Source organism: Brevibacillus daliensis (assembly GCF_021245735.1).
Lineage (GTDB): Bacteria > Bacillota > Bacilli > Brevibacillales > Brevibacillaceae > Brevibacillus_B > Brevibacillus_B daliensis.
In genome coordinates this window covers 14456-40796 of the sequence record NZ_JAJISB010000025.1, presented here as the reverse complement: position 1 = coordinate 40796, position 26341 = coordinate 14456, and the positions used below count along the sequence as shown (strand labels likewise).

The following is a 26341-nucleotide window of genomic DNA, read 5'->3' as shown; positions in this document are numbered from 1 at the left end:
CACAAAAAAAACATTAAGCCGGGAAACACACGCTTAATGCCTGCACATTCTCGTGTTTTATCAATTAATCCTTTTCATGCGATGGAATTCATCCATTGCCAAAGGCTACTCGCGAAATGCTCCACGGATATAGGTATTTCTCCGCAACGTAATAACAATATCATGTCTCTATTCAATTTGCAATAACTGGTTTATTCTGAGGCATAATCTGTGTGTGGAAAAATAATCCATTTACACATAACAACCACGTGTAATGTAGCTTTGACAAAAAGATTGATTACAATGGATTATTGGTATTAATGTTGTTTTCATCTACTTGGATTATACTAACGGGTAGTTACGTGAAAAATGAATTTTGTTGTATAATAAAAAGATGGAACGTAAAAACACAGTCTGGTTGGTAGTCCAGACGCATTGAGCCCTTTTTGGGGATTCAATGTCAGTAACCTTCCCCCCTCGGGATGTCCATTGTTCCAATGTTTGATTAGAGGGGGATTTTATGAAGCTAACAGTGTATTATGATGGTCAATTTTGGGTAGGTGTTGTTGAGGAAGTTCATGAAGGGAAATTGAGAGCAGGTAGGTACGTATTTGGTTCTGAACCAAATGATTCTGAAATTCTGGAGTTTATCCAGAGACAGATAGTAGACTTAACAAACAGATTGTCTCAAGAAATCAATAGAAAAACTCCCAATGAGCGGAGAGTAAACCCAAAGCGTCTTGCAAGACGAGTGGCTGATGAACTGAAAAATAAAGGTATATCTTCTCATGCCGAAGAAACTCTCAAGTTGGAATATGAGAAAAGAAAAAAAGAAAAACAAACTTTTTCCAGGCAACAAAGGGAAGAAATGAAAGAACGAAAGCGAGAAATAAAACGTCAAAAAGCGAAAGATAAACATCGTGGAAGGTAATTAAAAAATCGGGTAACCCCCGATTTTTTACATTGATTTTGCTTTTGTCTTTTTTGTTGTGGTAACGGGATTGATAGTTCAAGACCGCCTTTTACGATAAGGCGGTCTTTCTTTTGTCCAAAAATCAACACGAAAAGCTAACAAAGCCTTTGGAAGTAACAATCACACTATCCAAGTACAAAGTATTTCATGATCATTGCAAAATGAATACCCGTACCCGCCATCACGAACAAATGGAATATCTCATGAAACCCGAATCGATTTGGGAAAAAGTCAAAGATTTTCGTAGCATAGATGACAGCACCAAGAGTGTACATCACACCGCCAATAACGGTAAGCACAATTGCTCCCATCGGCAAATTATGAACCAATTGAGCAAACGGAACCACTGCAATCCAGCCCAACGTCACGTAAAAAATCGTGGAAACGTACCGTGGCGCATTGATAAAGTAGATCTTCAGGAACAAGCCAATTATGGCAAGAACCCATACCGCAATCAGCATGCTCCATTTCCACCAGCCTGTCAGACCATAATAAAAAACTGGTGTGTAAGAGCCAGCAATTAATATGTAGATGGCGATATGATCAATTTTTTTCAAAATCAGTTCCTTATCGGGAGTTGTTCTCACCCAATGATAAATAGAGCTAGCACCATACAATAATATTATACTTACACCAAAAATCGTCATTGTAATCAATTTTGACATGCTACCCAGAGATAAAACAATCAGGAATACTAAACCAACAATTCCCGCCAAAAACGTAATGAAATGTGTCCAGGTACTTACTGGATCCTTCATTTTCCAAAAGTTTTTCATACATTACCTCCATCCCTTGATGCGTGAAACTATTTATTATCTTCATTCTAACACTAGAAGAACGATAGGGATAGATCAATTATATAATTGTCATAATTAGATTACATAATTTTTATAATCAGATTGCCTAGTAAACTCTTTTTGCTCCTACATAAGCTGGGCCCCAGTAGCTATTTTTCAGTGAATAAACATGTATTCCTTTGGAAGAGGTCGCTGAAATGAATCTGTTGTTACCTACATAAAATCCAACGTGAGATACCTGTTTAGATTTTTTTAACGCAAAAAAGACAAGATCACCAGGCTGTAGTTGTTTTATAGGAACCCACTTACCCATTGTGTATAGTACCGCAGAAGTTGTTCTTTCAGTAGGGATCCCGTGTTTGTTATACATGTAATAAATGAAACCGGAACAATCAAATCCAGAAGGTGACTCACCGCCCCACACATAAGGAACTCCCATATAGGTATAGGTATCTGAGATCAGGCGATTCACTGTTTCATTTCGTTTTTGTTCTATTTGCCTTGCCAACAGTAGTTCGTTCCACTGCTCTGCCTTTTTTGTCTGTATGCTTTTTCTGACTATCGTTTCTTTCTCTTCTTTAACAGGACTATTTAGATCATGTGCAAAAGTCACAGCCCCCGACACATTCCAACTCAAACTACCAGCTAATAAAAAGAGAAACCACTTCTGACAACGACGGCTTACAAACTGCTTAGACGCATGCAAAGAAATGCACCTATTGCTGTTGGACACGCTATTCTACTCCTTTTTCAAGCAATTTTTATTTAGCATGTCCTACTTATCAATGTTTATTATTTTTTCTCCAGAACAGGCTTGTGTAACTCTTGTGCCTTTTTTGTGTAATCCAAAACCTGAGCAGAAGAAGCATCATTTTCGACAGAGCACCTTTTACCCTCCAGCTGAACGAAGCAACACAGAGCGAGGAGAAAAAAGTGCAACCCATGAGTTATCTACCATGATGTCGCTACTTTTTGCACTTTCCTCGCTCTGTGTTGTGTAGTGGACAGTCCTTCTCCCTTGCGGGAGGGTAAACAGTACGCAAGTCGAAAATGATGCTTCTTCTGCCTACACTAAAGTACACACAAAAACAGGCGCATGAGTTATCCTCACACGCCTGTTTACTATTCTTACAGCTTGTCCAAAATATTTTCTTTGATATACGCGCGAATTTCTTCACCCGTAGCCAAATTCAAAATCTCATTGGTAGCCGCTTTCATTTCTTCCATGCTTAGTTGCGTCAGCAAGTGACGGGAACGCAGGATAGAAGGAGCACTCATACTGAATTCATCCAGACCAAAGCCTAGTAGAACTGGCAATGCGTACTCTTCACCAGCCATCTCACCGCACATACCAGCCCATTTACCTTCTTTGTGAGCTGCGTCGATTACATTCTTGATCAGACGCAGAACAGCAGGGTTAAACGGATCATACAGGTAAGAAATTTGTTGGTTCATACGGTCAACGGCCATTGTATATTGGATCAGATCGTTTGTACCGATACTGAAGAAGTCTGCTTCTTTTGCCAGTTGATCAGCAACTACTGCAGCAGCAGGAATTTCAATCATCATCCCTACTTCGATTTCTTCGTTAAAGGCAATGCCATTTTGACGAAGATCTTCTTTTACTTCTTCAAGGATTGCATTCGCTTGGCGCAATTCAACCAGAGAAGCAATCATTGGGTACATGATCTTGATATTTCCGAATGCACTCGCACGAAGCAATGCACGTAATTGGGTCTTGAACAGGTCAACCTGATCTAGACAAATACGGATTGCACGGTAACCCAAGAATGGGTTCATTTCGTGTGGTAAATCAAGGTATGGAAGCTCTTTATCTCCGCCGATATCAAGCGTACGGATGACAACTGGACGGTTATTGTCTATAGTAGCTGCAACCGCTTTATATGCTTCAAATTGCTCCTCTTCAGTAGGGAAGTTATCGCGTCCCATGTACAAGAACTCTGTACGGAACAGACCAATACCTTCTGCACCTGCTTTGTCAGCACCTTCAGCATCGTGCGGAGTACCAATGTTGGCCACTAGCTCAACATGGTGACCATCTTTTGTTACGGATGGCTCGTTGATTAGTTTTGCCCATGTAGCTTTTTGCTCATGGAACTCTTTTAATTTTTGCTCATAACTAGCGATCAGATCTTGATCAGGGTTAACGAATACATCCCCAGTTTCTCCATCAACGACTAACATATCGCCAGATTTAACTTTTTCAGTAATGTCAGAAAGACCTGTAACAGCAGGGATTTCCATCGTACGTGCCATGATAGCGGAGTGAGAAGTGCGTCCCCCGATATTAGTAACGAACGCTTTTACTTGATCCTTGTCCAACTGAGCTGTATCAGAAGGCGTCAAGTCATGACATACAAGAATAACAGCCTCTGTAGCGTCACCTAGCAAGGAATCTTCAATGCCAAGCAAGTTTTTCAAAAGACGTTTGCTTACATCACGCAGGTCAGCTGCGCGCTCACGCATGTATTCGTCTTCCATGCTTTCAAACATGCCCACGAACATATTGCTTACGCCTTCCAACGCTGATTCAGAATTAATTTTTTCGCTTTCAATATTGCTCTCAATAGCTCCAATAAATTCCGGGTCGCTCATGATCAATTGATGAGCTTCAAAGATTTTTGCTTCAGCTTCCCCAATATCTTTTGAAGCTTTTTGTTTGATCGCTTCCAGCTGGGAAATGGTTTTTCCTACCGCTTCTTTCAAACGAGCCACTTCAGCTGCAACTTGATCTGCTTCTAGAGTAGTGCGTGTGTACGAGAGGGTTTGTTCAACTTTTACGAATGCATGGCCAATTGCGATACCCTGAGCTGCTGCAATACCTTTACAAAGCAAAGAAATCCACTCCTCTGTTATCTTTTTATGTCTTAGTCTTTGTCGTGTTCTAGAATTGTTCCCAATTCTTCCAGAGCTTGAGCTTCATTTTCACCATTTACTTCAAGAACGATTTCGTCGCCTTTTTTCGCAGCAAGAGTCATTACACCCATGATGCTTTTTCCGTTTACTTTTTTAGTACCCTTGATTAGGTTTACATCGCAAGAGAAAGAAGTTGCCTTTTGAACAAACATGGTTGCTGGACGAGCATGTAGACCAGAAGGGTTTTGAATTGTGCAAGTTTTTGTCAACATAGTATATTGCTCCTTTTTTATTGTTATTTTAGTTAATTGTAACTTTCATCATAAGTATATTAATCTACAGATAAGTTATCAATGTCAATAAAAAAATTGACACGATTTGAAGACATATGGAAATAAAATTGGAAAAACCAAGAGTTTTTACCGTCTATTATTCCCTTCGAATCCCTTTTCCTGATTTTTCTATCTGGTAAGGGTGATGTTGTACCTTATTATGCATGCCCTTTTATCAGGACGCAATATTTTTTCATTAACATTTTTTATCTTCATTTCTAATTGCTCTTTCTCGATAATATCTAGTATCTACTACTAGCAACTGTAAGATACGTAACACATTATCGTCCATTAGAATCCGCAAAATAGACTTCCCTCATTCTTATTGCATATTGTGCAATTACAGTACGATTTTTGCACTAAATACAACTCGCTCTTATTTTGTGCAATTGATTGCAATCAATTCAATTCTCGTTGTTTCTATATTAAATAGGAAAGAACTCGTTTTTTTGAAGGAATCGCATTGTATGGGCTATGCAAAGCCTATATTACTTGCAATGTGTATGATGTTTTATTAAAAGTTTCCTTTTTATTTCGCAAGCTTTTCTATTGTCTCATCCTTGAGTTGATCCATAGACCGTACCTTTGGATCAGCAAGGAATGAACTCCTCACTTACATTTGTGCAACAAGGGGACTGAACCGAGATATTATTGCACATTCTTTATGCAATTCATGAGTAATCAGGATTACGTTGCATGCACCTATTATAATGAAGGAAAAAATATTATCAGTGAATGTAAAAAGGTAACCATTCTCTGGTTACCTCCTCATTAGCCCATGAAGAAACTATCCATTATTTTAAAATAATTAAAAATATCTGGAGAATATTTTACCAGGATTTAAAATTCCTTTAGGATCAAAGGTCTGTTTCAGCAGCTTCATGACCTGAAATGCCGTTCCGTGCTCCTGCTCTTGGTACTTATTTTTGCCTAATCCAACTCCATGTTCACCCGTGCAAGTGCCACCCCTCATTAATGCATATTGCACAATCTCATTGTTCACATCTTCTGCTTTTCTTAATTCTTCAGGATTGTTCGGGTCTAGCATGATAAGAGTATGGTAATTACCATCACCAATGTGCCCCAGAACGCCCCCTTCCAGTCCAGAACGTTGCACAATTTCTTGCGCATTTTCCACGGCTCCAGACAGTTCTGAAATGGGTACACAGACATCTGTTGTCATTACTTGTTTACCAGGAACAGAATGTGCAAAAGCCCAATAGAGGTGATGTCGTGCTTCCCATAACTGTGCTCTGCCTTTGGAATCCAGCTCAATATCAAAGTGTTTGCAGTTATTCTCCATCGCAATCTCTTTAGCGAACTCTGCATCAGCTTGTAATCCAGCTACATTTCCATGAAACTCAAGAAACAATGTCGGGGTTACATCATAGGCAGTTTGTTTATAGCTATTAATTTTTATTATTGAAAGTGGATCGACTAGCTCTACTTTTGCAACAGGGATTCCTACAGACAGAATAGCTACAGCCGTTTGCACCGCACTTTTCACATCAGGAAAGGAGGCGCGTACCGCCATCACTTCTTCCGGTATGCCATATAGCTTTAATGTCAGCTCCGTAATTACTCCTAGCGTACCTTCTGAACCAACGAACAAACCGTTCAAATGATACCCAGAAGATGATTTAGCTGCAAGCCCCCCTGTATGTATGATGTCTCCATTCGCCAAAATAACCTCCATATCCCGTACCTGATCACGCATGACACCATATCGTACAGCTGTAGTCCCACTTGCATTGGTCGCTGCCATTCCACCTAATGTCGCATCAGCACCAGGGTCTACGGAGAAAAAGAGCCCATATTTTTTAAGCTCCTTATTAAGCTGAGTACGTGTTGCACCTGGCTGGACCCGAACCAATAAATCATCGGGACGCACCTCTAGAATTTGATTCATCCGTTGAAAATCTACGGAGATTCCCCCATAAACTGGAATCGCGTGCCCTTCCAGACTCGTCCCCAGCCCAAAGGGAACTACCGGAATCACGTGTTCATTGGCAAACTGCAATATCTTGCTCACATCTGATGTTGATTCAGGAAAAACCACTACATCAGGTGTGATTGGCGTATGATAGGACTCATCCTTACTATGTAATTCCAGAACGCTTTCACTAATGGATACCTGATCTTTTGTAAGAATACGGCAAAGATTATCATATAAAGACATTTGATTACCTCCGTCATTGGTGTATAGATTTCTTTTTTTCATTATAACGAGGAAGCTTGTTTTTGTGTCTGTATTTTCAGAAATTTTATAGCACTACTCTGTTCTTTCAATATTTTGATTCAATAAAAGTTATAAAGATTGTCTTCTTCCCATTATAGTGGAGAAAACCAGCTTCTCTTTTCACCCATCGCTAGAGTCTTCGCCCCGCAAGGGGGTGGACTGTCCGCTCCGCACTATTCACCGGGGAAGCTCAAAACGATGTATTCACTGTAAGACTTGCTGGGTTTCGCTTCTTATTCCCGATGAACAGTGCTCCGCTAGGATGGGCTTCGCCAAGACGCTCTGTGTGAAAAGAGAAGCTGGTTTTTACAGGCTGTTGGAGTTGTTTGTATTTTTTTCATTGCACCCCTTTGCAGAAGAAGCACATTTTTTGTCCAGAACTATTTAAGGTCCTACCTAGCTACTGGGTAAAGAGTGCGGAATCAAAAGTGCAACCCATGAGACACTACGTAGCAATTGCACCATTTTGCACTTTCCGCACTCTTTGCCCAGTAGCGGACGGTCATGACTCCCTTGCGGGACCTTAACGAGTTCACAGACAAAAAATGTGCTTCTTCTGCATACCCACTACAGTAGTCATTAAATTAAGCATTTTCTAACATTATGAAAAACCCGCCAGAATCTCCTACTCTGACGGGCACTCCATTATAACCATTCCTACAAAAATCTGCGATGCACCTTCTTGCCATCATAACTAAATACCAGTGGTCGATTATCTAGCGCCGTTTCCAGATGAACATTTTTGCCCCAAATATGATACACATACGGAAGTGTTTTCTCGATGTATTTCACATCCAGCTCCAGTCCTTCGAATGAATGCTTCAAATATAACTCTCCATTGCGCAGGTAATCCCCATCTTGAACAGTCAGATAAGGAAAGCCTCCATTTACGCGAGATAGTGCCAGCTGGTCTCGCACAGTTTCCCACTGCTTCTCCGTTACTACCCAATCGTTACCTTGCTTGCCGAATGTATAAAGGTCCAGCTTCGTGACCAGGTCCTTCGTCAAATAGTTACGGATAAAGGAAATATCGCCCTCCAGCTCACGTACCTCGAAGATTTTTTCTCTACCTTTTCCTGGCTCCCGTCCAAAGCGTTCCTGCTCTTCCCTAGTTGGATTGTTATAACGCTCTTCAATATCTTCAAGCATTTTAAGTCCTAAGTGATATGGATTGATACTGGTAGTGGACGGCTGGATGACGGAAGAATGTAGTTTGGCAAATTCAATTGTCTCATCCTCGGTCAGGTCCAGCTCTCTGAGGATTTGGCAATGCCAGTAGGAAGCCCAACCTTCGTTCATGATCTTCGTTTCCAACTGAGGCCAGAAATAGAGCATCTCATCTCGAATGATTGTTAAGACATCTCGTTGCCATTCTGCAAGATGAGTACTGTATGACTGTACGAACCATAATAAATCCTTTTCTGGTTCACTTGGGAACCGGTGTTTTTCTAATGATTGATCATTACCTTTCACCTTCTCCTCAGGGTCTAGTCTCCACAAATCATCATACGGAGAATCTCGTTTACCTGAACTGGCTACCCTGGATGAACGGTTCCCATATTGTGATTGTCGCTCTTTATGCGGATGAATTAACCGTGGATCAATATGCTCCTGGATCGCAATCGCCGCATCCAACAGCTCTTCTACCTCTTTTTTTCCATACTCGATCTCATACTGTCTGATACGTTCTGCACTGGCTGCCATGCTGTCCACCATAAAGCGATTGGTATTTTGAAAGCGTGAATTATTCTTAAAAAAGTCGCAATGTCCTAATACATGCGCCACAATCAGTTTATTCTGAATCAGACTGTTTCCATCCAATAGGAACGCATAGCAGGGATTCGAATTGATGACAAGCTCATAAATTTTACTCAGATTCAGATCGTATTGAAGCTTCATTCTGTGGAAGGATTTTCCAAAACTCCAGTGAGAGTACCTCGTCGGCATTCCATAAGCACCAAACGTGTATATAATATCTGATGGACATATCTCATATCTCATCGGGTAAAAATCAAGACCAAAGCCTTTGGCAATCTCCGTAATTTCATCGATGGCGTATTCCAGTTTCCGTTGTTCCTCCCAATTCATTCTGACTCCTCCTTTGCCTTCTACTCCATATATATGGGTAATGGTGCAAAAGATTTATCAGAATATGCAATCAGAACTTCTGAAAGACTTTTTTCCAGGCAAATTTATTTACGACCACCATTAGAACCATGTTGAGATAGATCGCATAATCGACTTTCAATAACAAGTAATGGTACGTAGCGAAAACACCTGCAATGCTTAATACGAGTAAGGATTGCCCAAAGTTTGTGCTCTGCTTGGAAGTCTCGGCTGATTGTGAAAAAGGTATTTCTCTGTTATAGATGGTAGAACAAATGACCGTAAACAGAATGGTATGCAAAAAAATAACTACCATATCAGGGATAATCCTCATCCCAAAAATCACAATGAAAACAAGCATATTAAAACACATAACTGGCAAAACCAAGCGAGCAAGCGCGGCTTTCAAAGCACCACGATAAATCGAAGCTACACTTTTGATAGGGGTTGTTGTATAAATCCATGCTGCCTTATATTTTTCAGAAGTTCCTAACATTAACAGGATGCTAGATACCATCATCATGCTGAAATAAACGAACAGAAACTTATTACCTGACCCGATTTCCTGAAGAGAACCATCATTAATTTGTGGAATCAAAAAAATAAAAGGAAAGATTAACGCCAAACCTAAGCTAGGATACACTTTCAGCTTAAATTCCCTTTCATTTTTCATCATTTTTAGTGTAAATGCATAAAAAATCCGCTCTTCTCTGTCCGTACAAATACGTCTTGCCAACCAGTTTGAAAAACGATTGCGCTGTTTTCTCGGTATACCATTATTACTTGATAGCTTTTGAATGGAGCGTTCAAATGTAGGCATGAGACGAACATATATCATAATGAAGAGTATCGGCATAACTATAGCCATCACTGCATATATCAGCAAAAACAAATGACGCTCGCCCTGGAAAATAACCTCAAACAAAGATCCAAACCAGATAGGAGGTAGCAAAAATTGCCACCACTCTGGTGTAAAGACGATGTCCATATTACTCAGACGAAACGAACGACCTACAAACTGATAGCCTATCGTGAGAATAATCGAGAGGGCAATTTGAATGTAGGCAATCATGTCCTTCAATCTTTCTCCGTCAAAAAATGTAAGCACCAGCAGATAAAAACAAGCCGTTAGTAAAATAATGATGAAATTCATGAAGATAAGTTCTAGTACCAGTACGAGAAAAAACAGAACACCCTGATTGAAGATTGTTACAAGCAAGGGGATGAACGTAAGCGAGAAGGTTATAAAGAACAAATAAATCGTGACATGGATGATTTTTGCCGCACTAATTGTTCTTGGATGTATCGGTTTCGTATGTAAGATATGGTTATCTCTCGTATCAAGTAGCACAGAAGAAAAATCTGAAATCATGGACATCATTACCATGAACATTGCAATGCTAAAAAAAATGGTCATCTGAAAAAGATACTCTTCTCCCCCCATAAAAATGGAAAGAAACAAACCAATAAATATATACACCCATAGCGATTGAAGAAAAACATTTCTCTCTTTTGTTTTTTTAGATGTCTGATTAGCAAATACGGTCGGGACACGTCTTTGATCCATCGTCAACTTCAACTGAACAATTTTTCGCATGATCTCGTACTCAATCCCCAGCTTTTCAAAAATCCAGCGAAACCGATCCAAAATGCGTAGTGTAGTAAAATTTTTCATGGTCTACACCTCTTGTACAATGGAAACAAACTCTTTTGCCATTTGCTGATGTTCGTGAAACCCAGTTAACTGGTTAAAAATCTGTTCTAATGTACCTTCTTTACTGTCCTTTTGGAGCTCCTCAAATGTACCGTCTGCTACAATCTGTCCTCCATTTATCAGGATAATTCTGTTACTGATCTTCTCCACAACCTCCATGATATGTGAGGAGTAGAAAATAGTCTTACCCTCGGCAGCCAGCTGTGCCATGATTTCCTTAACGATCATGACACTATTTGCATCTAGTCCACTTAGCGGTTCATCAAGGAAAAGCAGGTCCGGATTATGTAGTAGGCTGGCGATTAACAGTACTTTTTGCTTCATTCCTTTTGAGTATGAAGCAATTCTTGTATGATAGACATCTTGCAAGCCAAAGAGCGTTGCCAGTCTGTTCGCTTTTTCTTCTGCCTTTTCATAGGACAATCCATATAATTCTCCTACAAAGGTAAGGTACTCACTGGCACTTAGGCTATCATAGATCTCTGCTACCTCTGGCACATAACCAATTCTCCCCTTATAGGAATTGTTCTCATCCTGCGCTATGTTCTGACCAAAGATAGTCACCTCTCCCGTGTACCCTTGCACAAGACCAAGCATGATCTTAACGGTTGTACTCTTACCAGCACCATTCGGACCGATGTAGCCGATAATTTGCCCCTCATAGACAGTAAGATCAATGCCTTGTAAGACATGTTTAGTGCCAAAACTTATTCTCAAATCCCGTAAAGAGAGTACTTCTTTCCTTGTGATATCTTTAGACACCCAATCATCCTTTCCGCTACTTCCTTCTAGTGATCAACCTCTTGCTCAAGCATCTCTTCCCATTGTTTAATAACATGTACCAGCTCTTCCATCTGAATAAATCGTGCTGCACGGTACACTTCTTTTCCTTCTACAAACAATAAGACAACTGGTGCTGTAAAAGCGAGGTATTTCCCAGACAGTTCTGGTACATCGTTAATGTAGGCACTGATTGCATTTATCTTTGGATGATTTTCTAAAATGGGGATAAGCTGCGCTTGCACCGCCTCACAGACACCGCACTGCTCTGCTTTAATTACGAACAGGTTTATTGCATGCTGCTCCAGTACTGATTCTAACTCTTGGATGTTCATCAATCTTTTCATACGTAGCACCCCCTGTTGATTTACTTCTATTGTGAAGAATTAGATGGAAAATAGCAAATATTTTACAAATCATATTGTTTGATACATACATCTATAGAACAGATACGAAAAGCACAAACTCCTTTCCCTGACAAGCAGAAAAAGGAGTTTATGCACCTTGCCTTGATTCTTATGCTTTAGCCGCCGTACCTTTAAGGTACCAACGTATACAAAATGAAAAGATCGTAACAATAAAAACAATACGAAACAACTGAAAAGAGGTAACAAATAAGGCGTCAGCACCAATTTCTAGTGCTGTTACACTCATTTCTGCTAGTCCGCCTGGGGCTGCGGCCAACAGCCAAGTCGTAAACGGTATTCCTGTAAAATACGCCAAAGCAGCAGCTACAACAATGCTAAACAGCCAGAGGAGCATGTTATACATGAATCCATAGAAAAACATAACGCGATTTTTAATTACTTCCGCTCTCTTCCACTCTCCACCGATACTAATCCCAAATATGAGTTGGGCCGTATTCATCAGAATATCCGAAAACGTATAGGGGGTTCCCGTCTCAAAACTAGTTAACGATAATAAAGCCACCACAGAGAGAGAGCCAAGCAAGTAAGGAGAAGGAATCTTGATTCTCCTTGCAAGAAAAGCCCCCACTGCTCCTAATCCAATTATTCCGATCGTGGGTAGAATCGCTAGCACAATCTGGTTCAAAGCCGCGACACTGATCATCCCGCCGCCTGTTTGTAACGGCAATAGAGTGATTAAAAAAGGATTTAAAAGAACAATCATCATAACGCGAATCGAGTGAAACATGGAAATAATCTGGAGATTACCTCCTTGGCTCTGTCCCAAACTAATCATTTCTGACAGGCCACCAGGGATACTGCTGAAAATGGCTGTAACTTGCTCCACCTTTTGTTTCCGATGAAGCATCCATGCTGTGACGAGACTAAACATAATCATAATCAGTGTCGTGGTCAGCATGAGTCCCAAGTGATCCATCATCGCTTTTCCCATATCAGGGGTAATTTTCAGTCCAAGTGCAGCACCAATTACGATAAGAGCACCTCGTCTAAACCAGACAGGGATCATCAGATTTTCCATTCCACCCAAGATACAAAGGACAACCGTAATCAGTGGTCCTATCAGCCAGGCAAGGGGGATGCCTGTATTGGAGAAGATCCATCCACTAATCGCAGATGTAACAACGAGAAAAATGTGAACATAGTGCCTAGGCCATTTATTTGTTCGTTTTAAAAATTCTGATAAATACATATACATTCCTCGCAACTTTCAGTTTGATGAACCAAGAAGTACATTAAGCTTAAATGAAAATATAAGATAATTCCCAACTCTTACACAAATCATGAATCTTGTCAACTATTCCTTACTATATAAGGATGTTCTACATAATGTCAGAAAGTCTCTTTTCCTAACGTTGCATGCTACAATAGATAGAGAAAATGGAAAGGTACTGCGAAGTCTAAAAGGAGGATGAAGCTACCTATGCGCTTACAAGGGAAAAAAGTAGTTTGCTTTGTAGAACATGATTTCGAGGATTTAGAGCTATGGTATCCCGTTTATCGCCTGCGTGAGGAAGGAGCTACCGTTCATTTGGTCGGACCGAAGGCTGGTGAAACCTATATAGGTAAATATGGAGTACCTTGCGTCTCTGATAAAGCAATGTCTGATGTAGCGGCAAAAGATTACGATGGTGTGCTCGTTCCTGGAGGATGGGCGCCAGATAAACTTCGTCGTTACGGGGAGGTACTCACCTTCGTAAAAGAAATGGATCAAGCTAAAAAACCAATTGGTCATATCTGTCACGCTGGCTGGGTTCTAGCATCAGCAAAGATTTTACAAGGAGTAAAAACTACCTCCACTCCTGGCATCAAGGATGACATCGAAAATGCCGGAGCAGTCTGGATTGATGAGGAAGTAGTGGTGGATGGACATATCATCGGCTCCCGTCGACCACCTGACCTGCCTGCCTATGCAAAAACATTTGCAGATGTTCTAGCAACAAAATAAATGTTTATCTAATACATTGAAAGCGGGAGTCCTCTTCGGGCATCCGCTTTCTTTATATTTTCATTGGATCATAATACTTCGCTTAACCTCTTTCATCCATACATTACGCTTTACATTTATTTTTCATGGGTAAAAATATGATCAAATACAGGCTGGGTTGACACACAGGAGCAATTTTTTTCGTATTAAGAGGTAATGGTATTTATGATCGAATATTCTGCCTGACGTGAGGGAGCATACTGTATGAAAGATAAGATTGATAAAGAGTTTATCTCTGTTGAGAAAGTATCCTTGAAAGACCTGTTGCGATGGAGAAGGGAGCGACGGAACAAACATAAAGACCTTACCTATGTTATACCGCGAGTACAAGTAGAAAGAGATTTTCTCTGTTCCAATCGGGACACTGATTGTCTTACCTTCGTCGGGCACTGTACGTTTATTCTTCAATTAGCTGGTCTTACTATTATTACTGATCCGGTATGGGCAGCACGAATGGGGTTAGATAAACGTTTAACTGCCCCCGGTGTTTCTATTGAACATGTCCCTCCTATAGACGTCGTACTCATTTCCCATAATCATTACGATCACCTGCATTATGCCTCCTTACGAAAACTAAAAGGCGAACCGCTATTTTTGGTTCCAAAAGGGCTGAAAAAACAGCTACTACGTAAAGGATTTACAAATGTACAAGAATTTGAGTGGTGGGAACAGGTAGAGCACCTCGGGGTTGCCTTCACATTCATTCCGTCCCTCCATTGGTCCAGACGCACACTTTTTGACCTGAATAAATCCCTGTGGGGTGGATGGATGATGGAGAGTGCCGAAAAGAATATCTATTTCATGGGTGATACCGGGTACCACAATCATTTCTCCAAGATCGGAGAACGCTTTTCAATTGATTATGCGCTCATTCCAATTGGTTCTTATGAGCCCGAATGGTTCATGGGAAAACAGCACATGACTCCCGAGCAAGCTGTCCAAAGCTTTACTGAGCTGAATGCACACCATTTTATCCCGATGCATTATGACGCATACCGCCTGGCTGATGAAACGCCAAAGGAAGCTCTCGATCGGCTACATGCTAACTGGAACACTCAATCTCTAGATAGGAACAGGTTAAAAGTATTGAGTCTCGGGGAAACGTTGCGATTGTAATAGATAAAGACCCTCCTCGTTTTACTGTTTCCAGTTTACTTGGGAGGTCTTTTGGCTTGTATTTTTACTTGATTACCTGTTTGTTCACTTACTCGTTTACTTATTTCGCTTTGATAACGCCTACATATTTTCTATGGGGCAACAAGCTCAACTTTTATTCTGCCGGAATCTTCGAGTTTAATGATTCCCGAATCTCAATCCAATTCTTAATGGAAACAACTACATCATGTAATGCCTCTCCACTTGGCGTTAGTTGATACTCTACTTTTTTTATGGATGCTTCCAAATAGCTTTTCGTTACCAAGCCTTCTTCTACTAATTCTTGTAAACGCTCAGTTAATAACCGGTCGGATATCCCTGGAATGCTTTCTGCGAGCTCATAAAAACGTTTTGGCCCTGACATTAATGAATAGATAATAATCCCCATCCATCTTTTCCCGATAAATTCAATGGTATTATGAAAGTCTTTACACACATGTGTGAACTGATCACACGAGTATGACGTCTTCATACTATGATGCCTCCGCTCTCTTCCTTCTTATCATAATTATAACATGCATACACCATGTATTGAGTTTCTCGAATGACTCTTGTGTATTTACTCATACATACTTCCACTCTACTTCATGCTCAACTGCACCGATATACCTCTTAGATAACTTTATGGTATTTCAATGAGTTCAGTAACAGTTAAAAATTTGACTTACCAAACTTACTAATGATAAGTTATACTCATAAAACTTACTTTTTATTAGTTTGATATTAAGGAGGATAACATTCATGTCACATTTAGAAAAAATTATGCACGATCGACATTCTGTTCGTATATACGATCCATCTTTTAAAGTAGATAAAGCAGAAATAGAAGATTTGCTTCAACAGGCAATCTCAGCTCCGTCCTCCAGCAATTTGCAACCATGGCGTTTTCTCGTCATCCAAGATCAGGATGTGAAGAAAGAACTTAGAGAGATTGCAAACAATCAGGCACAAGTAGAGGATTCATCTGCAGTTATTGCTGTTTTGGGCGATAGAGAAATGTACAAAAAAGTAGAACAAATTTATACTCAAAATGTTGCAGAAGGATATATGGATGAATCAAGTAAAGATCGTATGATCGCTTCTACTACTGCTGCCTATCCTCATGCACCAGTAGAAGTACTGAGAAACATCGCCAGCTTTGATGCAGGATTAGTATCGATGCAATTCATGCTACTTGCAAAAGATCGCGGCTTTGATACTGTTACCATGGGCGGATTCGATAAAGTGAAGTTCGCAAAACACTTTGACTTACCAGATCATATCTTCCCAATCGTCCTTATCGCCTTAGGGAAAGCAGCTGCGCCAGCTTACGGGTCTTCACGACTTCCTTTAGATGAGATTGCTACGTTTTTGTAAGGGGTTTTGAAGATTTCGTACGGTGAGTTTACCTTTTTAGGAAAATAAAAAAAGTGATAGTTTCCCTAGCTATTTAATGATAAAGGAACTAGAATTAAATAAACAGAAGCCCCAGACGAGCTGCTATTTACTCGGTTGGGGCTTCTGTTTAATTTTTTTCAATAGATATTGTTGCATTAATTGAACTCATTCGTTATATATAGTGATTGCAATTTGAATAAAGGTGGATCCAATGTGAAAGACAAATTTTTAGATATTTATGACCAGTATTTTCATGATGTATATCGGTATGTATTTGTAAAAACAGGAAGTAGGTGGGATACAGAAGACCTTGTCAGTGAAATTTTTCGAAAAGCATATGAAAAATTTGATGGCCTTCGATCAGAGGTCAACAGAAAAGCTTGGTTAATGACCATTTCCCATAATACCGTCATTGATTTTTACAGGGCTAAAAAGCCTGTTAGTGTAGGTGATGGTCTGGAGCTTATGCTCCCTCCTTATATCGAAGTAGATTCCTTGCAACAACAGGAAGAACGTATTTGTATTGAAAAATCATTAAATTATCTCGATTCACTTGATGCAGAAATTATAATGCTTCGCTACTTTTCAGAAATGAAATGTAAAGAGGTCGGTGAAGTATTGGGAATGTCAGAAGCTAACGTAAGAACAAAAACCTCTAGAATCAAGAAAAAATTATCCATCTTACTCTCTAAATGCCTGGGGGAACAGTAATGAATATACGTGAAGAACAAGTGGAAGAAATGCTACGCCATCACAAAAGTTTAATAGTCGTGGATGAAGAATTTCAAAAAAAATTGCGACAGTCTTTTGAAAGTGGACATGCTGCTATAAATAAAAAAAGGAAATCTTCCTGGTTAAAAAAATTCGCCTTACCTGCTATTTCGATTGCTGCTACTATAGCTCTCATCGTATCAAGTGTAGTTATGCAGCCACCAACTCACGTGGATGCTGCCTCTCTTACAATAACTAACCAACTCTCCTTTCTTAACGTAAGTATGGGAGATACGGCAGGAATAGCAGAACATGATAACAAGCTATATGTTTCAGTTAAAGACAAAGGGATATATGTATATGATCAGAAAGGTTTTAAGCTGATCACATCAGAAGAAGCCGATACTCTCCGTTTAAACGAAAATGGTGACAAAATCCTTTTTTCTTCTCATGGTACTATCCTGATGCATGATCTTACTACTGGAAAAACAACGAAACTGTTGAAGTCTGATTCACCTTCTGTTGCATATACACAGCCAGACTGGGTTGATGATCAGACTATCCTCTTGAGTGAGTCTCAATCAGGAGAGCAATCAAATCTCTATCTTTACAATCTACAGACCAAACAAAAAATCCACCAGGGTACGGGCAATTCCCCTTCATTTGTAAAAGATATGAATGCCATTGTATATGAACATCAGAATCAGCTCTATACAAAAACTCTTTCAAATGAGGAAGAAAGCCTGATTGACCAAGGTCACTCACCACAGGTTTCGCCCAGTGGTTACTATGTTACCTATCTAAAAGAAGAGCCTAACGGTGCAGAAAATGTCTGGATAGCCGATTTGCAGCGAGGAACAACGAAACAAATTACAACCAATCCAATGCAAGCAAAAACTAAAGAAGAGAATACCCAGCTAAAAACAGAGCCTGTTTTCCAGTATTCTCATCCTGTATGGAACACTAATTCCGACAGTATTTATGTCATTAAGCAACGTATGCAGGACTCACCAGAGTTCAAGCAAGTCATGCGCATTGATGTAACGACTATTAAAATGACCGCTGAAGATACGGTAACACGATACTTGCAGGCGTTGATTACCCGAGATGATGATTTTGCCAAATCGTTATTGGTGTCCCCACCTGACGATATTTTAACCTATTCCAATCCTCACCCCGTTGGATTCCAAATCACTGGGCAGGGAAGGGAAAATGGTACCTATTATGTGGATGCAGAACTATATCTAGCAGATACGGCACGTCCATACTATCAAGTAACCTCTTCTCGTTACTGGCTACTCCCTGACAAGAATGGGTACAAAATCGAAAAAATTATGGAACAGGATCAATGGATAGCTACTGCTTTTACTGAAGATGGTGATATTGGAGAATCTGTTATCCTTCAACAAAAGCAAACAAGTGAAAAGAAAGAACTTTTTTCCATGAAAGATATTAATCAGGAATGGCTGGGTGATGGCAAATATCGCTTTGCATCCCTTGCCTATCAGCCAAATGCGGATAAAATGTATCTCTCACTCCAAAGGATTGATGAGACTACTAATACTTCCGTTCTCCTCCTTACTTACGATATTTCTACAGATTCTTTTGCTTTAGTGGATCATGTAACAGAAGTGAATGGAAGTACGAATCCGGTCGTAAGCAGTCTAACCGTTGAACCAGATGGGAAGGCACTCGCAGTAGATTTCACTTTGGAAGATCCTTCTGGGCCTTCAACAGTCGTATACGAACTCTCTAATCAAAAGAGAGTGAAGCTTCACTCTCAATTAACAGATACGCAGGTATCTCGTATGTATTCCTTCTACTGGGAAAGGGGAAAATTATTTTACCATGTACAAAGTAACGGTCAAACGATAATGTTTCATTACGAGGTAAAATAATATGCTTGTTACACAAACAAGGTGAACCTTTGCTTTTCAGGAATTTCAAACGTAAGAAACCTTAAATAATCAAGAAGAACACATACTATACATGAATAATATGTGTTCTTCTTTTTCTTTTTTTATTGGCTTTCATACTGTTTATTTTTTTCATAGTAAACATAGTATCTACTACTTTTTAATATAGCTGTATCACAGCCTATATTCTTACTCTCATTTTATAACAAACGTAACTTTTCCAACAAAGAAATAATCTTAGCAGACTTAGGTAGAAACGTAATATCTTCACGCGTGATTCCACCTAGTTTAATTAGCGCTACACCATATACGAGAACCCCTACTGTAACAGAAGTGAGCGAGACGACCATATTAAGTATACGATCTGAACCAATAATCGGATCAAGCAGGTATAACTGAGCAATTGCCGCTACTGCAACAATCACTCCCATCAGAAGTACTGCCATAGCGGATTTACTATATTTACGTTTATCATCCTGCGTAACCTTAGCCTCTGTTCCAATCGCTCTCAAGTTAAGAACGGTAGGAACCAGATAGGCAAATACGGTTGCCAACGCTGCTCCGGCAATTCCGAAGATAGGTAGTAACACCATATTCAGAGCAAATTTTGTAATAACACCAGCTACCAAATATTTTGGTGGTAAATTTACTTTTCCCATCCCTTGCAAAATACCAGAAGAGACAATGCCAAGTGTAGAAAAGAGAATAGCAAAGGCATGAATCGCCAGCGCACTCGTCCCGTTCGTATCCCCAAATAGCATGATGTTGATTGGTTTTGCCAAGATGGCCAATCCTACCGTTGCAGCCGCTCCTAACAGGAAAGTTAGACGAATTGCAGTTTGTGTGCGGTAATGAATCAGGTCTTGTTGTCTTTTCACTATCGCTTCACTAATGGACGGAACAATGGCCAATGAAAGAGAAGTGGCAAAAAATGTCCCAAACTGTAACAACGGCTGAGAACGATCAAAAGCTCCTTTTAACAGAATGGCATCCTCATTCGCGATACCAGATGAATAGGTCAGCATGTTAATTACAGTAAAGCTATCAATCAAAGGTATTAGCGGTAATACTAGAGAAGCTAGACAAATTGGAATGGCAAATTTCAAAATACGCTTAAACAACACGCGATCAGGAACAACCTCAAACGATTCTTCAACTTGAAGAGGTAAGGCAACCTGCATTCTTTTTTGTTTGTAATAAAAATATCCGAGTACAATCAGAGAAACGATTGCTCCAGGCGTAGAAGCAAATACAGCTATTGATCCGGCAAGGTATGGATCTGCATATACCTTCATGACCACATAGGCTCCTACGATGATGATGATGACACGGAATAGTTGTTCCAGTACCTGAGAAATAGCCGTTGGTATCATGTTCTGATGCCCTTGGAAATACCCTCGCATATTAGCAATAAACGGTACAAATATCAGTGAAACAGAGATAGCTCTAAGCGGATTAGTCAGATTGCTATCTCCCATCATGGTAGCAATAATCGGTGCAAACAGAAAGGTAATCAGGAAAAAGACGCTTCCCAAAATTCCTAAGGTAATCGATGATACACGAAAAATTTGCTGAATTCCTTTCGTATCTCCCACTGCCGTTCGATCAGCAATCATTTTAGAGATAGCAAGCGGAAATCCGGCAGTAGCTAGGGCGATTAACGTGGTATAAAGTGGATAAACGGTTCCATACACATGCATACCGATATCGCCAGTAATGTTTTGATAGGGGATTTTATAGGCAGCACCCATAATCTTAGAGATCAGTCCAGCAATCGCTAAGATAGCGGCAGCCTTTATAAAATGATTGTCCCCCTTTATTCTATTGTCCATATAGTAGCTTATCCTCTCTTCATTACAATCTTCTTTTGGTATTATAACAGATTCACAACAATGTCTCTCTCTTCCTTTTTTACTACATCTGGCTCCTATAGAAAAAAACGGCATGCTTCATTTTCAAGAAGCACACCGCCTTTTTAATTGTAACTCTATCTGTAAACACGATCATGTTCGACAAGAAAGTGTTCTGTATTAGCCCTCTATTTTTATCCCTAGAACAATAAATGTGCCATCAAGGCAATGATAGGTAGTGTAATCAAGGTACGCAATAGGAAAATTAACAACAGATCTTTCAATGTAACTGGTAAGCGAGATCCTAGCAATACGCCCCCAACCTCAGACATATAGATTAACTGGGTCACAGAGACGCAGGCAATAACAAAGCGTGTCAACTCACTCTCAATTCCACCAGCTAGCACAGTTGGCAGGAACATATCGGCAAAACCAGCAACCAACGTCTGTGATGCCTCTACTGCTTCTGGAATCTGTAGCACTTGCAAGATAGGAATAAACGGTGTACCTAACCAAGCGAAAAAGGGAGTATATTCAGCTATGATTAAGGCAATCGTTCCAACTGCCATGATAATGGGAGTTACCCCTAACCACATGTCCAGGACATTGTGAAATCCTTCCTTCACAAAAGCACCGGGACTTCTGTTCTCGTCCGCCTTCTCAACAGCCTGCTGTAATCCTTGTTTCCACAAAGGCTGATCTTGCTTGTTCTCCTCTTCTATCTTAGGAGTAATTCCTTCGTGATAAGTATCTTTTTTTCTGGAAAGTGGAGGAATGCGCGGCATAATAATGGCCGCAACAATCCCTGCCAGAGTAACAGTCAAATAAAATGGAACAAACATCCGCTCTAGTCCCACCTGTGTGAGAACAACAAAACAGAATGTAATCGATACGGCAGAGAAAGTAGTGCTAATTACTGCCGCTTCCCGCTTCGTGTAATAGCCTTGATCGTATTGTTTTCTCGTAAGCAGTACACCAATGGTTCCATCTCCCAACCAGGAAGTAATGCAGTTGACGGAAGAACGTCCGGGCAGAGTAAACAGCGGACGCATTACTTTTTTTAGCATCGTCCCGCTAAACTCTAATAATCCAAAATTAAGTAGTAACGGTATTAGTAGCCCTGCAAATAAAAACACTGTTAGCAGCAATGGCAATAAATTGTATAAAAGCATACCACCTGTTGCATCAGACCATATCCATTCTGGTCCGATTTTGAAAAAAGTAGCATATGCCAAGATCATACCTATAACACGGATTGTCACCCAAAACAGGGAAACATTAAATAACGAAGCCCAAAAAAGATTCCTGGTTAATAGAGCCGGCCGAAGTACCTTTACAATCAGGCTACCCATTCCTGTAATAGTAATTAATATAGTGACGAGTAACGGCAAATATTCCTGTAACAGACCTTGTGCCCATTTAGAAAGCATCGCAATCGGAATTGTGATTTGCCCTTGATAAGAAACAGGCGTAATAAATAGCAATATCCCTATTAAAGAAGGAATAACAAAGGGAAGTAGTTTCCCCCAAGAAATATAATTATCATACTGCTGGTTCTTTGAAATCTGCATGTTGCTCTCCTCAGTGATGCAAAAAATGTTATAAGTAAATATTTATTCGCTTATTTTCATTTTAATACATAAATCTGAACTTCTCAATTGTTAAAAATGGCAATCAAGAAAATTAGCAACCACTAGTATGGTTCCTACACACTACATTATTTTATTGAGCCACAGCTAGCTCAACTCCTAACGAAGTATATACGGCTTTTGAAAAAAGCTACGTGCTGATTAGCGAGCTAGTTTTTCACAAAAAAAACTCCCCAGCTTACCGGGGAGTTCTCCTTGCTTTGCACAAAAACTAGCTATTCAATTGTCTATTTAACAGGTGTGATACGACCGTCAACTTTAGGAGAAATTGTTTTTTGTTCAAGTAGAGCTTCTTCAACGATATCATACAAGCTAAAGCCTGTGTTGAAGTAGTCTTTCTTCAGCATTTCGTAGCCATCGCCACCAGCTGCCATGAAATCAAGAGTTGCCAGTTTATAAGTTTTTGCTGGGTCAATCGGTTGTCCCGCAACTTTCACTTCAACTACACGTTCACCAGCTGGTTTTGCTGGATCATATGTGAAACTCATACCAGAGATTTGTGCGAAGCGTCCTGCTCCTTCTTCCACTTTGCTTACACTATTTTCAAGAGCTGTAACCACTTCTTTACCTGTTACGTCTATAACAGAGAGAGTGTTGGTGAACGGAAGAAGAGTGTATAGATCTTTCTTCGTAATGTCGCCAGCGTTTAATTGAGTACGAATACCACCGGAGTTAACAATCGCGATGTCAGCTTCGTATCCTTTGATTGTTTTTGTTTTAGCGACCATTGTGTCCGCAATGAAGTTACCAATATTGGTTTCTTGCTTACGAACTTTTTCACGATCACCGTCTAGTGGTACATCGGATTTTGCAATTACGACTTTCATTACTGAATCAACTTTATTTACTACGTCAGTAACTAATTTCTCTACTTCCGGATCAGGTTTTACAGTTTCATCATAATCAATCAACCCGCCACTGAAATCAACCAATTTATCATTGTAGTAATATAAATCAGCACGGCCTAGTGATTTACCATACTCCCAGTCCTGCACAATATATGTATTATTGACTTTCTCAGGCTCATGCAACGGAGTGTGAGAGTGACCACCAATGATTAGATCGATGCCATCTACGTTTTTCGCGATTTCACGATCAACCTCAATACCAATATGAGATACGACCATCACGTGATCTACTTCTTTTTTCAATTCAGGTACCATTTGTTTGGCAACCTCAACTGGAGATTTGAAAGTAAGACCTTTTACGTTATCAGGGTGAGTCAAGATAGCTGTATCTTCTGCAACAAAGCCTAGGAAAGCATATTTCTTACCATCGATTTCAGCTTTGTATACAGGAGCTAGTAAATGTGTACCATCTGCCATGTAAACGTTCGCACTGATTACTGGATATTTTAATTGATCACGCAGTTTAAGCAATTGCTCATAACCAAAGTCAAACTCATGGTTACCAGAAGCCATTGCATCGTAATCTAAATGATTCAAAACTGGTAGGATTGATTCACCTTTGAATTGGTTAACAAAAATTGTACCTTGGAAGGTATCACCTGCATCAAGAAGCAAGAAGTTTTCGTTCTCTTCACGCATTTCCTTGATCAGAGTAGCCATTTTTGCATAGCCAAATTCTTTTAGGCTTTTGTCTTCAGAAATATGACCATGTACGTCGTTTGTATGTCCAATTGTTACATGTGTACTGATTTCAGCACCCAATGCTTGGAAGAAATCACCACGAGTTAATACTGCTTTAGAAGCAAGCTTCAGGTCATAGCCTAATTTTTTTGCAATCGCAACTGCTTTGTCAGATGATACAGTAGCAGCTGGTTTTGCAGATTCAGCAGCTGTGATAGCGCCTTGTTCTTCAGCCCATTTCAAAGCAGACGCAGCCCAATGACCTTCCGCTTTTGGCAATCCTTCATAAACACCTTTTACTTTTGCAAGAGCTGTTACTGTTTCTGCAAGAGTAAGATTTCTTTCCAAGCTCAATTCCGAGATTACGGAATTCTCCTTCATCCAATCAGCGTGTACTACAGGTTGAAGTGGAGCAGCGAATGCACTACCTGCAAATAAGGAAGATGCTACCAATCCTGCTACTAGTGTATAGCCTGTTTTTACTTTTTTCATGCTCTCTTCTCCTCTCGAGGATGAATAATAATATCAAGACTATTATACCAAGTTTTTATAGGACCAAGGTAGAATTTTATTGCCTTTTCTATAAAGAAACGGCTTAATTCATACGGTTATTCATTGTTTTTACCAATTCTTCCATTTTTTCTTGAGCACATCTCCTAATATAAGGAATTTTAACTCTTTCCATTTTATTCTTCCCACGGTGTTTCCACAGGATAAACAGTTCCCCACGATCTTCTTCAACTGCCAGCATTCGAATATCTTTACGACGCATATCAACAAGGGCTGCTTTTTCCATTGAGAGTGCCACTTCTCGTAAAAAAACGAGGAGATGCTCATATCCATGAGTCAGTTTAAGCTGAGAAGAACCTACTATCACGCTATCTTGAAATAATAAGGAAGCTACTTCTTTCCAAATAACATAGCTAATCACGAAATCCTGTGCTTCCATATATAATCACCATCATTCCAAATCAAAATAAGATCATATGTTCTCATATAGTATGACAAATGTTATACCTATTATGCAAGTATTTCTCAAAAAAGCAACAAAAAGAGGATACAGTTACAAACCATCAGAAAGTTTTTCATTCCTGGTCTGCAAGCACATCCTCTTATATTCTTACTACTTTCCATTTATTTTTTCACCTGAATCGTATCTAGCATTGCCCACAGCTTAGGTATAATAACAGGAGCATCCTTATCCTTTAGAGTAAATAACGTGAATTTGAACCATTCACCGTCAATTTTTACAGCAACAATTTCCTTATGTTCTTTATCCGTATCTACCCCAAGTCTAAAGGCAGCCTTATTTACAAAAGGAAAATCCTTTTCCTTGGTTAAATCTTTTACGCTACCCAGATCTGTTAGTTCTATCTCTGCATTTTTACGTAGAGTTGCCACTTCGGTCTCTTTCGGTAATCTTTCTATTCGTACCGAATAGAGATCGTTTTTCTCTGAAAAAATCATATCTTTTCCTGGCTCTTCTCCGGTTGCCACATAGCCTGGGATAACATACAGATAGTACCCTAAATCACTTTCAAATAATTTGGCTTCCTGGGATACCTCTTTTCCATCAATGATAAATGTAATCATTTTGGTAGGCGATACGATTCTAGTTTTTTCAGGTCGTTTTTCCGTTTTCGGATTGGTTATGGGTGTCTTGTTCTTTGTTGTGGTAACTTGTCCAGCTGGTTTTTGCTGGTTCTCCTGCTCTAGCTGAGCTCCTACACCATCACCACCACATGCAGTTATTACGAGAGAAGCAACCAGTGATAACACTACATATTTATAAGATTTGTTTATGTGAAACATTCGAGTAGGCTTATTCATATTGTAACCTCCATTTCTTGCTTATTATTTTCCTGGTTTTCCGTAATCTTTTGTA

The 26341-nt window shown here is 39.8% G+C and carries 22 protein-coding genes; 6 read left to right on the top strand and 16 right to left on the bottom strand.

Annotated features, from left to right (window positions below; translation table 11 throughout):
• Positions 1-499: 499 nt before the first annotated feature.
• Positions 500-910 carry a YjdF family protein gene (locus LM917_RS17100; RefSeq protein WP_232698838.1) on the top strand — a complete coding sequence of 137 codons (411 nt, stop codon included), beginning with the start codon at positions 500-502 and terminating at the stop codon, positions 908-910.
• 167 nt (positions 911-1077) lie between these two features.
• Here the strand turns inward: LM917_RS17100 and trhA are convergent, their stop codons facing one another.
• The 10 genes from trhA to LM917_RS17050 all read right to left on the bottom strand — a co-directional run bounded on the left by trhA (position 1078) and on the right by LM917_RS17050 (position 13414).
• A complete protein-coding gene (gene trhA / locus LM917_RS17095; RefSeq protein ID WP_232698837.1) occupies positions 1078-1728 on the bottom strand; it encodes a PAQR family membrane homeostasis protein TrhA in 651 nt (216 codons plus the stop codon).
• A 127-nt stretch (positions 1729-1855) separates the two neighbouring features.
• Entirely contained in the window at positions 1856-2482 is a 627-nt protein-coding gene (locus LM917_RS24650; RefSeq protein ID WP_232698836.1) for a C40 family peptidase, read from the bottom strand.
• A 395-nt stretch (positions 2483-2877) separates the two neighbouring features.
• Entirely contained in the window at positions 2878-4611 is a 1734-nt protein-coding gene (gene ptsP, locus LM917_RS17085) for a phosphoenolpyruvate--protein phosphotransferase (RefSeq protein ID WP_232698913.1), read from the bottom strand.
• Positions 4612-4637: 26 nt separating this feature from the next.
• On the bottom strand, positions 4638-4898 hold the full coding sequence (locus LM917_RS17080) for an HPr family phosphocarrier protein (protein ID WP_232698835.1): 261 nt from the start codon (positions 4896-4898) through the stop codon (positions 4638-4640).
• An 868-nt stretch (positions 4899-5766) separates the two neighbouring features.
• Positions 5767-7137: an FAD-binding oxidoreductase gene (locus tag LM917_RS17075; RefSeq protein WP_232698834.1), complete on the bottom strand. Its 1371-nt coding sequence runs from the start codon at positions 7135-7137 to the stop codon at positions 5767-5769.
• Positions 7138-7854: 717 nt separating this feature from the next.
• Positions 7855-9285, bottom strand: a complete 1431-nt coding sequence (locus tag LM917_RS17070; RefSeq protein ID WP_232698833.1) for a SpoVR family protein — start codon at positions 9283-9285, stop codon at positions 7855-7857.
• A 70-nt stretch (positions 9286-9355) separates the two neighbouring features.
• Positions 9356-10978 carry a hypothetical protein gene (locus tag LM917_RS17065; RefSeq protein WP_232698832.1) on the bottom strand — a complete coding sequence of 541 codons (1623 nt, stop codon included), beginning with the start codon at positions 10976-10978 and terminating at the stop codon, positions 9356-9358.
• 3 nt (positions 10979-10981) lie between these two features.
• Positions 10982-11767 (bottom strand): ABC transporter ATP-binding protein, encoded by a 786-nt coding sequence (locus LM917_RS17060; protein WP_232698911.1) that lies wholly within the window; start codon positions 11765-11767, stop codon positions 10982-10984.
• A 38-nt stretch (positions 11768-11805) separates the two neighbouring features.
• Positions 11806-12144 carry a YbbN family protein gene (locus tag LM917_RS17055; RefSeq protein WP_232698831.1) on the bottom strand — a complete coding sequence of 113 codons (339 nt, stop codon included), beginning with the start codon at positions 12142-12144 and terminating at the stop codon, positions 11806-11808.
• Between the two features lie 169 nt (positions 12145-12313).
• A complete protein-coding gene (locus LM917_RS17050) occupies positions 12314-13414 on the bottom strand; it encodes an AbrB family transcriptional regulator (RefSeq protein WP_232698830.1) in 1101 nt (366 codons plus the stop codon).
• Positions 13415-13645: 231 nt separating this feature from the next.
• Between LM917_RS17050 and LM917_RS17045 the strand changes: the two genes are divergently transcribed.
• Together LM917_RS17045 and LM917_RS17040 are read left to right on the top strand one after the other, a co-directional pair.
• Positions 13646-14170: a type 1 glutamine amidotransferase domain-containing protein gene (locus LM917_RS17045; protein ID WP_232698909.1), complete on the top strand. Its 525-nt coding sequence runs from the start codon at positions 13646-13648 to the stop codon at positions 14168-14170.
• 243 nt (positions 14171-14413) lie between these two features.
• Positions 14414-15325, top strand: a complete 912-nt coding sequence (locus tag LM917_RS17040; protein ID WP_232698829.1) for an MBL fold metallo-hydrolase — start codon at positions 14414-14416, stop codon at positions 15323-15325.
• A gap of 154 nt (positions 15326-15479) precedes the next feature.
• Here LM917_RS17040 and LM917_RS17035 read toward each other — a convergent pair whose 3' ends face one another.
• Positions 15480-15836 (bottom strand): winged helix-turn-helix transcriptional regulator, encoded by a 357-nt coding sequence (locus LM917_RS17035; RefSeq protein WP_232698828.1) that lies wholly within the window; start codon positions 15834-15836, stop codon positions 15480-15482.
• 269 nt (positions 15837-16105) lie between these two features.
• Between LM917_RS17035 and LM917_RS17030 the strand changes: the two genes are divergently transcribed.
• The 3 genes from LM917_RS17030 to LM917_RS17020 all read left to right on the top strand — a co-directional run bounded on the left by LM917_RS17030 (position 16106) and on the right by LM917_RS17020 (position 19350).
• Positions 16106-16720, top strand: coding sequence for a nitroreductase family protein (locus tag LM917_RS17030; RefSeq protein WP_232698827.1), 615 nt, complete (start codon positions 16106-16108; stop codon positions 16718-16720).
• A gap of 234 nt (positions 16721-16954) precedes the next feature.
• A complete protein-coding gene (locus tag LM917_RS17025) occupies positions 16955-17452 on the top strand; it encodes an RNA polymerase sigma factor (protein ID WP_232698826.1) in 498 nt (165 codons plus the stop codon).
• Positions 17452-19350 carry a hypothetical protein gene (locus LM917_RS17020; protein ID WP_232698825.1) on the top strand — a complete coding sequence of 633 codons (1899 nt, stop codon included), beginning with the start codon at positions 17452-17454 and terminating at the stop codon, positions 19348-19350. The genes LM917_RS17025 and LM917_RS17020 overlap by 1 nt, the downstream gene beginning before the upstream one ends.
• A gap of 218 nt (positions 19351-19568) precedes the next feature.
• On the opposite strand, the gene LM917_RS17015 is transcribed toward LM917_RS17020, so the two are convergent.
• The 5 genes from LM917_RS17015 to LM917_RS16995 all read right to left on the bottom strand — a co-directional run bounded on the left by LM917_RS17015 (position 19569) and on the right by LM917_RS16995 (position 26286).
• The gene (locus LM917_RS17015) at positions 19569-21200 is read right to left on the bottom strand and encodes a putative polysaccharide biosynthesis protein (RefSeq protein ID WP_232698824.1); all 1632 of its coding nucleotides are present in this window, start codon (positions 21198-21200) and stop codon (positions 19569-19571) included.
• A 218-nt stretch (positions 21201-21418) separates the two neighbouring features.
• Positions 21419-22789 carry a YjiH family protein gene (locus tag LM917_RS17010; RefSeq protein ID WP_232698822.1) on the bottom strand — a complete coding sequence of 457 codons (1371 nt, stop codon included), beginning with the start codon at positions 22787-22789 and terminating at the stop codon, positions 21419-21421.
• A gap of 305 nt (positions 22790-23094) precedes the next feature.
• Positions 23095-24948 carry a bifunctional metallophosphatase/5'-nucleotidase gene (locus LM917_RS17005; RefSeq protein WP_232698820.1) on the bottom strand — a complete coding sequence of 618 codons (1854 nt, stop codon included), beginning with the start codon at positions 24946-24948 and terminating at the stop codon, positions 23095-23097.
• A 103-nt stretch (positions 24949-25051) separates the two neighbouring features.
• Entirely contained in the window at positions 25052-25405 is a 354-nt protein-coding gene (locus LM917_RS17000; RefSeq protein WP_232698818.1) for a hypothetical protein, read from the bottom strand.
• 185 nt (positions 25406-25590) lie between these two features.
• Complete coding sequence (locus LM917_RS16995) at positions 25591-26286, bottom strand: DUF8580 domain-containing lipoprotein (protein ID WP_232698817.1); 696 nt, start codon at positions 26284-26286, stop codon at positions 25591-25593.
• Positions 26287-26341 lie beyond the last annotated feature (55 nt).

What these genes read in the sequence shown, in the direction of transcription:
- LM917_RS17100 (WP_232698838.1), top strand. Translation starts at nt 500, where the DNA reads ATGAAGCTAACAGTGTATTATGATGGTCAATTTTGGGTAGGTGTTGTT.
- LM917_RS17080 (WP_232698835.1), bottom strand. Translation starts at nt 4,898, where the DNA reads ATGTTGACAAAAACTTGCACAATTCAAAACCCTTCTGGTCTACATGCT.
- trhA (WP_232698837.1), bottom strand. Translation starts at nt 1,728, where the DNA reads ATGAAAAACTTTTGGAAAATGAAGGATCCAGTAAGTACCTGGACACAT.
- LM917_RS17065 (WP_232698832.1), bottom strand. Translation starts at nt 10,978, where the DNA reads ATGAAAAATTTTACTACACTACGCATTTTGGATCGGTTTCGCTGGATT.
- LM917_RS17055 (WP_232698831.1), bottom strand. Translation starts at nt 12,144, where the DNA reads ATGAAAAGATTGATGAACATCCAAGAGTTAGAATCAGTACTGGAGCAG.
- LM917_RS17005 (WP_232698820.1), bottom strand. Translation starts at nt 24,948, where the DNA reads ATGAAAAAAGTAAAAACAGGCTATACACTAGTAGCAGGATTGGTAGCA.
- LM917_RS17075 (WP_232698834.1), bottom strand. Translation starts at nt 7,137, where the DNA reads ATGTCTTTATATGATAATCTTTGCCGTATTCTTACAAAAGATCAGGTA.
- LM917_RS17050 (WP_232698830.1), bottom strand. Translation starts at nt 13,414, where the DNA reads ATGTATTTATCAGAATTTTTAAAACGAACAAATAAATGGCCTAGGCAC.
- LM917_RS17045 (WP_232698909.1), top strand. Translation starts at nt 13,646, where the DNA reads ATGCGCTTACAAGGGAAAAAAGTAGTTTGCTTTGTAGAACATGATTTC.
- LM917_RS17000 (WP_232698818.1), bottom strand. Translation starts at nt 25,405, where the DNA reads ATGGAAGCACAGGATTTCGTGATTAGCTATGTTATTTGGAAAGAAGTA.
- LM917_RS17040 (WP_232698829.1), top strand. Translation starts at nt 14,414, where the DNA reads ATGAAAGATAAGATTGATAAAGAGTTTATCTCTGTTGAGAAAGTATCC.
- LM917_RS17035 (WP_232698828.1), bottom strand. Translation starts at nt 15,836, where the DNA reads ATGAAGACGTCATACTCGTGTGATCAGTTCACACATGTGTGTAAAGAC.
- LM917_RS17015 (WP_232698824.1), bottom strand. Translation starts at nt 21,200, where the DNA reads ATGGACAATAGAATAAAGGGGGACAATCATTTTATAAAGGCTGCCGCT.
- LM917_RS17010 (WP_232698822.1), bottom strand. Translation starts at nt 22,789, where the DNA reads ATGCAGATTTCAAAGAACCAGCAGTATGATAATTATATTTCTTGGGGG.
- LM917_RS17070 (WP_232698833.1), bottom strand. Translation starts at nt 9,285, where the DNA reads ATGAATTGGGAGGAACAACGGAAACTGGAATACGCCATCGATGAAATT.
- LM917_RS17030 (WP_232698827.1), top strand. Translation starts at nt 16,106, where the DNA reads ATGTCACATTTAGAAAAAATTATGCACGATCGACATTCTGTTCGTATA.
- LM917_RS16995 (WP_232698817.1), bottom strand. Translation starts at nt 26,286, where the DNA reads ATGAATAAGCCTACTCGAATGTTTCACATAAACAAATCTTATAAATAT.
- LM917_RS17020 (WP_232698825.1), top strand. Translation starts at nt 17,452, where the DNA reads ATGAATATACGTGAAGAACAAGTGGAAGAAATGCTACGCCATCACAAA.